This window comes from Thioclava pacifica DSM 10166 (assembly GCF_000714535.1).
Classification (GTDB): domain Bacteria; phylum Pseudomonadota; class Alphaproteobacteria; order Rhodobacterales; family Rhodobacteraceae; genus Thioclava; species Thioclava pacifica.
This window is the reverse complement of the sequence record NZ_AUND01000023.1, coordinates 559,626-567,911: the sequence shown is the minus strand read 5'-3', so window position 1 is coordinate 567,911 and position 8,286 is coordinate 559,626. Positions and strand designations below refer to the sequence as shown.

Annotated in this window: 11 protein-coding genes; 6 read left to right on the top strand and 5 right to left on the bottom strand. The window is 62.1% G+C overall.

What is annotated here, in order from left to right:
- From TP2_RS18545 to TP2_RS12030, 4 genes are all read right to left on the bottom strand, one after another.
- The coding region (locus tag TP2_RS18545; RefSeq protein ID WP_157617112.1) for a hypothetical protein at nt 1-472 on the bottom strand (472 nt) is incomplete at its 3' end.
- 27 nt (nt 473-499) lie between these two features.
- A complete protein-coding gene (locus tag TP2_RS12040; RefSeq protein WP_157617111.1) occupies nt 500-766 on the bottom strand; it encodes a hypothetical protein in 267 nt (88 codons plus the stop codon).
- A gap of 17 nt (nt 767-783) precedes the next feature.
- A complete protein-coding gene (locus TP2_RS12035; RefSeq protein WP_038077576.1) occupies nt 784-2,085 on the bottom strand; it encodes a relaxase/mobilization nuclease domain-containing protein in 1,302 nt (433 codons plus the stop codon).
- Nucleotides 2,082-2,528, bottom strand: a complete 447-nt coding sequence (locus TP2_RS12030) for a hypothetical protein (RefSeq protein ID WP_051692537.1) — start codon at nt 2,526-2,528, stop codon at nt 2,082-2,084. The genes TP2_RS12035 and TP2_RS12030 overlap by 4 nt, the downstream gene beginning before the upstream one ends.
- 385 nt (nt 2,529-2,913) lie before the next feature.
- Here TP2_RS12030 and TP2_RS12025 point away from each other — a divergent pair, with 385 nt between their 5' ends.
- The 6 genes from TP2_RS12025 (at nt 2,914) to TP2_RS18045 (ending at nt 7,487) form a co-directional block, all read left to right on the top strand.
- Nucleotides 2,914-3,417: a type III secretion system chaperone family protein gene (locus TP2_RS12025; RefSeq protein ID WP_038077573.1), complete on the top strand. Its 504-nt coding sequence runs from the start codon at nt 2,914-2,916 to the stop codon at nt 3,415-3,417.
- Between the two features lie 26 nt (nt 3,418-3,443).
- The gene (gene proC, locus TP2_RS12020; RefSeq protein ID WP_038077571.1) at nt 3,444-4,256 is read left to right on the top strand and encodes a pyrroline-5-carboxylate reductase; all 813 of its coding nucleotides are present in this window, start codon (nt 3,444-3,446) and stop codon (nt 4,254-4,256) included.
- Nucleotides 4,253-4,588: a tRNA-binding protein gene (locus tag TP2_RS12015; protein ID WP_038077569.1), complete on the top strand. Its 336-nt coding sequence runs from the start codon at nt 4,253-4,255 to the stop codon at nt 4,586-4,588. Before proC ends, TP2_RS12015 begins: the two co-directional genes overlap by 4 nt.
- A complete protein-coding gene (locus tag TP2_RS12010; RefSeq protein WP_038077568.1) occupies nt 4,588-5,535 on the top strand; it encodes a 2-hydroxyacid dehydrogenase in 948 nt (315 codons plus the stop codon). The genes TP2_RS12015 and TP2_RS12010 overlap by 1 nt, the downstream gene beginning before the upstream one ends.
- 42 nt (nt 5,536-5,577) lie before the next feature.
- Entirely contained in the window at nt 5,578-6,696 is a 1,119-nt protein-coding gene (locus TP2_RS12005; RefSeq protein WP_038077566.1) for a beta-ketoacyl-ACP synthase III, read from the top strand.
- A gap of 71 nt (nt 6,697-6,767) precedes the next feature.
- Complete coding sequence (locus TP2_RS18045; protein WP_051692535.1) at nt 6,768-7,487, top strand: DUF1353 domain-containing protein; 720 nt, start codon at nt 6,768-6,770, stop codon at nt 7,485-7,487.
- 3 nt (nt 7,488-7,490) lie between these two features.
- Here the strand turns inward: TP2_RS18045 and TP2_RS11995 are convergent, their stop codons facing one another.
- Nucleotides 7,491-8,072 carry a thymidine kinase gene (locus TP2_RS11995; protein ID WP_038077565.1) on the bottom strand — a complete coding sequence of 194 codons (582 nt, stop codon included), beginning with the start codon at nt 8,070-8,072 and terminating at the stop codon, nt 7,491-7,493.
- Between the last annotated feature and the right edge of the window lie 214 nt (nt 8,073-8,286).

Here is an 8,286-nt window from a genome sequence, read left to right as displayed (position 1 = left end):
ACACCACTTCTTGGGACGCGATCAGCGCCTTCTTGGCTCTTGAGCTCTTCGATTTAACGCAGTTTACAGTTGCATGCCAAATCTCAGGCCATGATGCGTCTGGATCATCGGCCATGGCCTGTTGTTTGCAGTCACTTACGTCGGACCAAATCGACGCTCCCACGCTAGCTGCAATACAAGCTAAGTATTTGGAACCTGAAATGAGCGTGTCCATATCGGGTAAGTCAAAACCAGAGACCGCAGAAAACCTCAGCACGATTTCGGCCTGTTCTTCGGGCCTATCTTGGGAATAAATTTGGATTTGCGCAGATATTTTTCCGACTTCACTATCATCGCTGAATTCAGAAACGGCTTGAATAAACGCCCCCCAGCCATTCGCTCCAGGTTCGATTTTTTCCTGAAAAAGTGCCGCTGACATCCCGCCCTCCAAGATGGGTAGAAGAAACGTATCAAGGTCGGGTGCAAAAGTCATGCCTCATGATCTTGGGCGCTCCTTCCCTCAATGCATCTTGTGGGGCAGAACTTCGTACACGGCATCAAGAGACGGATCATCGACAACCACGACCTTTACAGAACCGTGTAGGTCTTGGTTTTCATACAAAAGCATGAATCGCTCCGCATAGAAGTGATCCGCATCACTGGCTTCGCGGGATATACGCTGCGCATCCTCTCCCCATTCTCGCGTCTCCGCCGTGCCTGCATAGGCGGCTTCGTAGAGGTCGAAAATGCGTCGCGGCACGTAGGCGATGGTGTCGAATTGTTCCATGGTCTTCTCCTTATCTATCATCGTTCGAATCCAAAATCGCGCCCTCTATCGCGACCGCGCTTGCGCCCCTCGCGATCCTTCTCGCGGTGCTGACTGGAGCGTTCGGGCATGTCCATTTCCTGGTAGCGGGCTATATCCTCACGCAGCATAAGCAGATCGGATTGCTGCCGTTCTCGCTGTTGACGGATTTCCCTTTGCAGATCGCGGCGTTCGTCTAGTTGACTGGCAACCAGCTTGTCGCGTTCGGCTCGATCCCGCAGCAAGGCGCTCCACGCTTCGCGCTCGTTCTGCGCCCTGATCTTGGCGTAACCGCCCGTGATCCGTTTCCAGACGCCTGAGAACCCGCGCGGCAGCCGCGCCGCCCGTGCATTGGTTTCCGCGATCCAACGCTTTTCCAGAGCCTCACCGAGCATCTGCCGTTCCTGACGGTGGCGGCCCGCCATTTCGCTGCGCTCGAATTCCAGCGCCTTCTGGCCTCGTGAAGCTTCGAGTTCGGACTGTCGGACGAAGCTCTTGAGGCGTTCAGACATCTGCGCGGCAATCGCTTTCCGCGCCTCATCAACTGACGGCAGGGACTCGGGATCGCCGAGGCGTTCCGCGACTTCTTTCGTTTTCACGCCTGCCTGACGCGCCACGGCATAAACCTCGCCGCGAAAATCGACGGCGACGAAGCCGCGCCGATCACCGCGCGCCAGCGTGAAACCGCGTTCCTTGAGTGCCTGCGTGAAGGCGGGAGCGGAATCCGAATGTTCCCAGCAGTCCCTGAACAGCGTCTTGATCTGTTTCGGATTGAGGCCGACGCGCCGCGCTTGCTGCCATTCTTGCAGCGTATAGCGGAGCGGATCGCGCTCGCGCCAATCGAGCAGCCCTTTCGGCATCTCCCAACCATGTTCGCGGAACAGCTCGCGCGACACGTCCCGCAGGCGCAGTTTGTAGTGCGAGATATTGATCGCCCGCATCCGCTCGGCATCGATCCGCGACCAGACGACATGCGCATGCCGCCGCCCGTCCTTTTCATGGAAGACGATGGCGCGGGGCTGATCTTCGAGGCCAAGCTTGCGCTCGACCGCATCGGCAGCCTTCTCGAAATCCTCGACGGTGGGATCGGCACCGCCAGGCGGGTTCAAGCTGGCCGAGAACATATAGTTATTACACCGCGTACCAGCCGCGATGGCATCGAGTTCCCGAAACGCATCTAGCAGATCATCACTGACAAAGCCGCGAACCTCGTGCAATACGACATGATCGTTCTCACGCATCGACAGCAGATAGCGGGCAAGTTGCGCGCCGCCGCCGCGTTCTTTGGCCTTGAGGATCATGGCTCGCACCCAGGCTCGTCACAATAGATACCGCGACCGAGCGCCATCAGAAGCTCTTCGCGCATCACCAGCACCGCCGCGCAGGCTTCACGCAGTTCGGATTCCGTTTCGGGCCTGACGGGCAGCGAGCCCGTGTTCACCGCCTTGGCGAGCTGGTTGAGGTTGGAGGACAGGCGCGATGAGCCGAGCGCACCCAAAACGCGCCCCAAAGCCTCATAATCCTTCACGGGACTCTTGCTGCGTGCTTTGCGCGGTGCAGCATCCTCGCCGAACAGCCGTTCTCGGATGTATGCCCCAAGGGACATATCCGCCGCGTCCTGTTCGAGTTGCGCCCGTTCTTCGAACGTGAGTCGCAACGAGAACGGCGTTGGTTTGTTATCTTTGGGCTTCTTTGCCGTCGAGGGTGGCGCTAACCTATTGAAATTATGTGGGGGAATCTTCATCGCGCACCCCCAGACCGTCTAGGTCAAGTTGTGCGAGATGGTGTTCCCAGTCTTCGAGAACCTGGAAGAGGTGGTTCGATTCCTCTCCCGTCAGGTCCACCAAACCGCCTCCAAGAAGCGCCCCTCGCGGGCGCTTCTTGCATTTCCAAGCCTTCTCAACGACTTATCCACAAGCCCGCGCACGACACGGCTGAAATGTGGATGATCTATCCCCAGATTTCGTGGGCCACCCCTGCTTTATCCACCAGAAATTGCTTTACAGATTGCCCCTTCGCCTACACGATATCTGGTAGGAGAGGCGGCTGCCACCGCCTGTTCTTGTAAAGCCGACAAGCCCTAGGGGAGCTGTACTCCGGGGCGCCAAAACAGGCAGGGGGATACGAGCATGGCGCTGAGCGAAGACTATCTGAACGCCGAGGAGCTTCACCCGATCGACATCGTCGAGACGCTGGCTGAGGCGCATCAATGGGAATTCGACCGGGTTACCGACGACCAGATCGCGATGGCGGTCGAGGGTCAGTGGCGAACCTATTCGATCACGCTTGCCTGGTCGGACATGGACGAGACCCTGCGCCTGATCTGCACCTTCGAGATGGACCCGCCGAACGCCCGCGAAAGCGCGCTCTATGACCTGCTCAATCGCGTCAACGACCGGGTGTGGACCGGCGCCTTCACCTTCTGGCCCGACCAGCGCCTGATGGTCTGGCGGCATGGGCTGGTGCTTTCGGGCGGGCAACTGCCCGGCCCCGAACAGCTCGACCGATTGATCGGAGCGGCGGTGGTCGCCTCCGAGCGCTTCTATCCCGCCTTCCAACTCGCGACCTGGGGCGAACGCGATCCCGAAGACGCGATGCAGGTCGCCATTGCGGAGGCCTACGGGCGCGCCTAATCTCCCCCCGAACCAAAGGGGGAAGCATGAGCTTTGACACTATTTCCGACCGCGGCCTCGTCATTTTGGGTTGCGGGCGCATGGGCGGCGCGATCCTTCAGGGACTATTGAAGGGCGGGCTTTCCGCCAGCTCCGTCTGGGTGGTCGATCCGCACCCGTCCGACTGGTTGAACGGCGTGGGCGTGCATCTCAACTCCGAACTGCCCGAAAATCCTGCCGTGGTACTCGTCGCGGTGAAGCCGCAGATGATGGCCGGTGCGCTGCCGCAACTTTCGGCAATGGCGCAAGGCGACACCCTCTTCGTGACCGTTGCCGCCGGGATTACCATCGAGGGTTACGAAACGATGCTGGGCGCTCAGACCCGCCTCGTGCGCGCGATGCCCAACACCCCCGCCGCGATCGGCCGCGGCGTGACGGCGATCGTCGGAAACCCCAATGCGACGGCGGATGATCTCGACACGGCCGAAGCGCTGATGGGCGCGGTGGGTCAAGTCGTGCGGCTCGACAACGAGGGCCAGATGGATGCCGTGATCGGCGTCTCGGGCTCGGGCCCGGCCTATGTCTTCCACCTGATCGAGGTGATGGCGGCGGCGGGCGTGGCCGAGGGGCTCGACCCCGATCTGGCGATGCGCCTCGCCAAGGCCACCGTTGGTGGCGCGGGTCAGTTGGCGGAAGAGAGCGACGAAAGCCCCTCGAAGCTGCGCGAGAACGTGACCTCTCCGGGCGGGACGACGGCCGCCGCGCTCGAGGTTCTGATGGACCCGGAGACCGGCATGCCACCGCTGATGCGCAAGGCTGTCGCCGCGAATATCGCGCGCAACCGGGAGCTCGGGAAATGACGATCTCCTTCGACGACTTCATGAAGGTGGATATCCGCTGTGGCCGGATCACCGACGCCCAGCCCTTCCCGGAAGCGCGCAAACCCGCGATCAAGCTATGGGTCGATTACGGCCCCGAGATCGGAGTGAAGAAAAGCTCGGCGCAGATCACCGTGCATTACGCCCCCGAGGAGCTGGTCGGCAAACTCGTCTTCGGCGTGGTCAATTTCCCGCCTCGCCAGATCGGGCCCTTCATCTCCGAGGCGCTGGTGCTCGGCGTGCCCGACGAGGCGGGCGAGGTGGTGCTGCTGACGCCCGACAAGGATGTGCCGATCGGCGGGAGGATGTTCTGATGAAACTGCTGGTGACCCGCAAGCTGACCGATGAGGTCGAGGCCCGCGTGGCGAAGGAATTCGACGTGACCTTCCGCAACGGGGCCGCGCCGATGACCGAAGAAGAGGCGCATCAGGCGCTCGCCGATTACGACGCGCTTCTGGTGACGCTCGGCGACAAGCTCTCGGCCCGCGCCTTCGCCGATATTCCGCGCGCGCAGATCGTCGCGAATTTCGGGGTGGGCTATAACCATATCGACGTGGCCGCTGCCGAGGCGCATGGGATCACCGTGACCAACACGCCCGGCGCCGTGACCGATGCCACCGCCGATATCGCGATGATGCTGATCCTGATGAGCGCGCGCCGCGCCAGCGCCGGCGAGCGTTACGTTCGGCGCGGCGACTGGACCGGCTGGACGCCCACGCAATTCCTCGGCCATCACGTCTCGGGCAAGAAGGTGGGGATCATCGGCATGGGCCGGATCGGCACCGCGATCGCACGGCGCTGCCATTTCGGCTTCGGCATGGAGGTGCTCTATACCAAGCGCACGCCGACCGATCCGGGCTTCCCGGCGCAACATGTCAGCCAAGATGAATTGCTGCAAACAGCCGATTTCGTGGTGATCGCGGTGCCTGCAAGCCCCGCCACCCACCATCTGATCGGTGCGGCAGAAATCGCGAAAATGCAGCCCCATGCGCATCTGATCAATATCGCCCGCGGCGATATCGTCGATGAGGCAGCTCTGATCGCGGCGCTGCAATCGAACGCGATCGCGGGGGCGGGACTCGATGTCTATGAGCGCGAGCCCTATGTCCCGGGGGTTCTGCGCGAGATGGACAATGTCACGCTGCTGCCGCATCTGGGCACGGCGGCGCTCGAAGTGCGCGACGCGATGGGGCATATGGCGGTCGATAACCTGATCGCCTTTCGCGACGGCAAGGAACCTCCGAACCGCGTCACGGCTTGACCTTTCACCTCCTTGGCGGGAGGGTCTGCCAAGGAGGAGCCGATGCATCAACCTGTCATTACCGGAACCGGGGTCTTCACCCCGGAGCATGTCATCACCAATGCCGAACTGGTCGAGGCGTTCAACGCCTATGCCGACCTGTTCAACGCCGAGAACGCCGAGGCCATCGCCGCGGGCGAGGTGCAGGCGAAAGAGCACAGCTCGGTCGAGTTCATCGAGAAAGCCTCGGGCATCGAGCAGCGCTACGTGATGGACAAGGAAGGCGTGCTGGATCCCACGCGCATGTATCCGCGCCTGCGCCAGCGTTCCGATGACGAGCCGGGCATCATGGCCGAGATCGCGCTCGACGCCTGCCATAAGGCGCTGGCGATGGCGGGCCGCAGCGGTGAAGACGTGGATCTGGTGATCTGCGCCGCCTCGAACATGGAGCGCGCCTACCCCGCCGTCGCGATCGAGATCCAGAAGCTTCTGGGCGCGGGCGGCTTTGCCTTCGATATGAACGTGGCCTGTTCTTCGGCCACTTTCGGGATTCAGGCCGCTGCCGACATGATCCGCACGGGCTCGGTGCGCCGCGCGCTGGTGGTGAACCCCGAGATCACCTCGGGCCACCTCGAATGGCGCGACCGCGATTGCCATTTCATCTTCGGCGATGTCGCGACCGCGACGCTGATCGAGCGGCGCGAGGATGCGCCGCATGGCTTCCTCATCCGCTCCACCCGCTGCGCCACAGAATTCTCGAACAATATCCGCAATAACAACGGCTTCCTGCGCCGCACCCGGCCCGATGGCGTGGCCGACCGGCGCGATATGCAGTTCATGCAGGAGGGCCGGAAGGTCTTCAAGGAAGTGATGCCGATGGTGGCCAGACATGTTCTGGAGCACCTCGCGGAGACCGGGGTGAAACCGGACGATCTGCACCGCCTCTGGCTGCATCAGGCCAACAAGACGATGAACGATTTCCTGGGCAAGAAGGTGCTGGGCCGCGAGCCGGAACCGGGCGAACAACCCAACATCCTGCAGGATTACGCCAACACCTCCTCGGCCGGGTCGATCATCGCCTTCGCGAAACATTCTGACGATTTCCAGCCCGGCGAGATCGGCCTGATCTGCTCCTTCGGGGCGGGCTATTCGGTGGGTTCGGTCATCGTCGAACGGATCTGAGCGCCGAAATCACCCGCCGCGTGCTACACTCCCCTGACGCCCCCGCAAAACGGGCGGCGCGGAGAGTGCCCATGATGCTTCGTTTTGTCCGGACGGTCCTGATCCTGCCTTTTCTCACCGTGCAGAGCTCCTGCGCGGAACCCTTCGTGCCCTCGGGCAAATTCGTGGGCCAGCTCAAGCTGAAGAAAACGGCGGATTGCACCTTCCCCGGCCCCTGGCAGGTGCAGGAGCGCTTTGGCTATGTCGATGACAGCGGCACCGGCTGGCTGACCGTGAAGGGCGATTGCACCGATGGCGCCTCGATCCCGGCATGGGCACAGCCTTTCGTGGGCGGGCCGATGACGCTGCGATACCTGCCCGCGGCGGTGCTGCATGACCACTATTCGAAATCGGTCCGCCCGGTCTATGGCTGGCTCCAGACGCAGCGCATGTTCCATAGCGTGCTGCTCGATTCCCATGTCGAGCCGGAACTGGCCGCGATCCTCTATGCCGCCGTGCTGATCGGCTCGAAGAAATGGATCGTCCGCCTTCAGGGCACACCTTGCGATATCGGCGAGATCTGCGTTCGGCGCTACGGCATGGTCGCGGTCTATGAAAGCGAGCCGGAAATCTATGACACGCGCGCCTTCAAGACCCAGTTCGACAAGGCCATCGCCCAGATCAAGGCGGATGGCGCCACAGGCGAGCCCGCCGTGGAGGCGATCGTGCGCGAGATCACCGGCGGCAATATCTATATCGACACGCTGTCAGGCGTGATCGCGCCGGATTTCGTGCCGCTGGCCACCGAGTAGCGCTCAGTCGTGCCCCATTGCCTCGCGCCAGTGGCGCCGACACAGGCTCACATAAGTCTCGTTGCCGCCGATCTGCACCTGATCGCCGTCGCGCAACGCCTGACCATCCTCGCCCATCCGCACGACCATTGTGGCCTTCTTGCCGCAATGGCAGATCGTGCGCACCTCGCGCATCTCGTCGGCCAGCGCCAGAAGCGCGGCCGAGCCCGGAAACAGCTTGCCCTGGAAATCCACCCGCAGCCCGTAGCACATCACAGGCACGCGCAGATCATCGACGGCGCGCGCCAGTTGCCAGACCTGCGGCTCGGTGAGGAATTGTGCTTCATCCACAAAAACGCAGGCGCAAGGACCGGAATCGAGCCGGGATTTGATCATTTCGAACATGTCGGTCTGGGTCGTGAAACAGGCCGCCTCCGCTCCGATCCCGATACGGCTCGCGATCTTGCCGTCACCAGCCCGGTCGTCGAGCTTCGCGGTGACGAGCAAGGTCTGCATCCCGCGCTCGATGTAGTTGTAGGAGGCCTGCAAGAGGATCGTGCTCTTGCCCGCGTTCATGGTGGAGTAATGGAAATAGAGCTTGGCCATGCCTTGGCTTAGCCAAAGCCGAGAAGCGCGGCAAGGCTCCGCCGGACGGCCTGTGCTCCGCCGGCGAAGCCCGCCGCCCCGGGCAGTTAGGGGGCACCGGAGCGAACTCGCACTCTACACGCGGGAAATCCCGCATTTCCTAACACTTATGGTGTGACAAAATTCGTTTCGGGGGCTAAGGGGAAAGCGCAAACGGCTTTCCCCCTGGAGGCGC

Coding starts and splice junctions, on each gene's coding strand:
- TP2_RS12040 (WP_157617111.1), bottom strand. CDS start 766: ATGGAACAATTCGACACCATCGCCTACGTGCCGCGACGCATTTTCGAC.
- TP2_RS12035 (WP_038077576.1), bottom strand. CDS start 2,085: ATGATCCTCAAGGCCAAAGAACGCGGCGGCGGCGCGCAACTTGCCCGC.
- TP2_RS12030 (WP_051692537.1), bottom strand. CDS start 2,528: ATGAAGATTCCCCCACATAATTTCAATAGGTTAGCGCCACCCTCGACG.
- TP2_RS12025 (WP_038077573.1), top strand. CDS start 2,914: ATGGCGCTGAGCGAAGACTATCTGAACGCCGAGGAGCTTCACCCGATC.
- proC (WP_038077571.1), top strand. CDS start 3,444: ATGAGCTTTGACACTATTTCCGACCGCGGCCTCGTCATTTTGGGTTGC.
- TP2_RS12015 (WP_038077569.1), top strand. CDS start 4,253: ATGACGATCTCCTTCGACGACTTCATGAAGGTGGATATCCGCTGTGGC.
- TP2_RS12010 (WP_038077568.1), top strand. CDS start 4,588: ATGAAACTGCTGGTGACCCGCAAGCTGACCGATGAGGTCGAGGCCCGC.
- TP2_RS12005 (WP_038077566.1), top strand. CDS start 5,578: ATGCATCAACCTGTCATTACCGGAACCGGGGTCTTCACCCCGGAGCAT.
- TP2_RS18045 (WP_051692535.1), top strand. CDS start 6,768: ATGATGCTTCGTTTTGTCCGGACGGTCCTGATCCTGCCTTTTCTCACC.
- TP2_RS11995 (WP_038077565.1), bottom strand. CDS start 8,072: ATGGCCAAGCTCTATTTCCATTACTCCACCATGAACGCGGGCAAGAGC.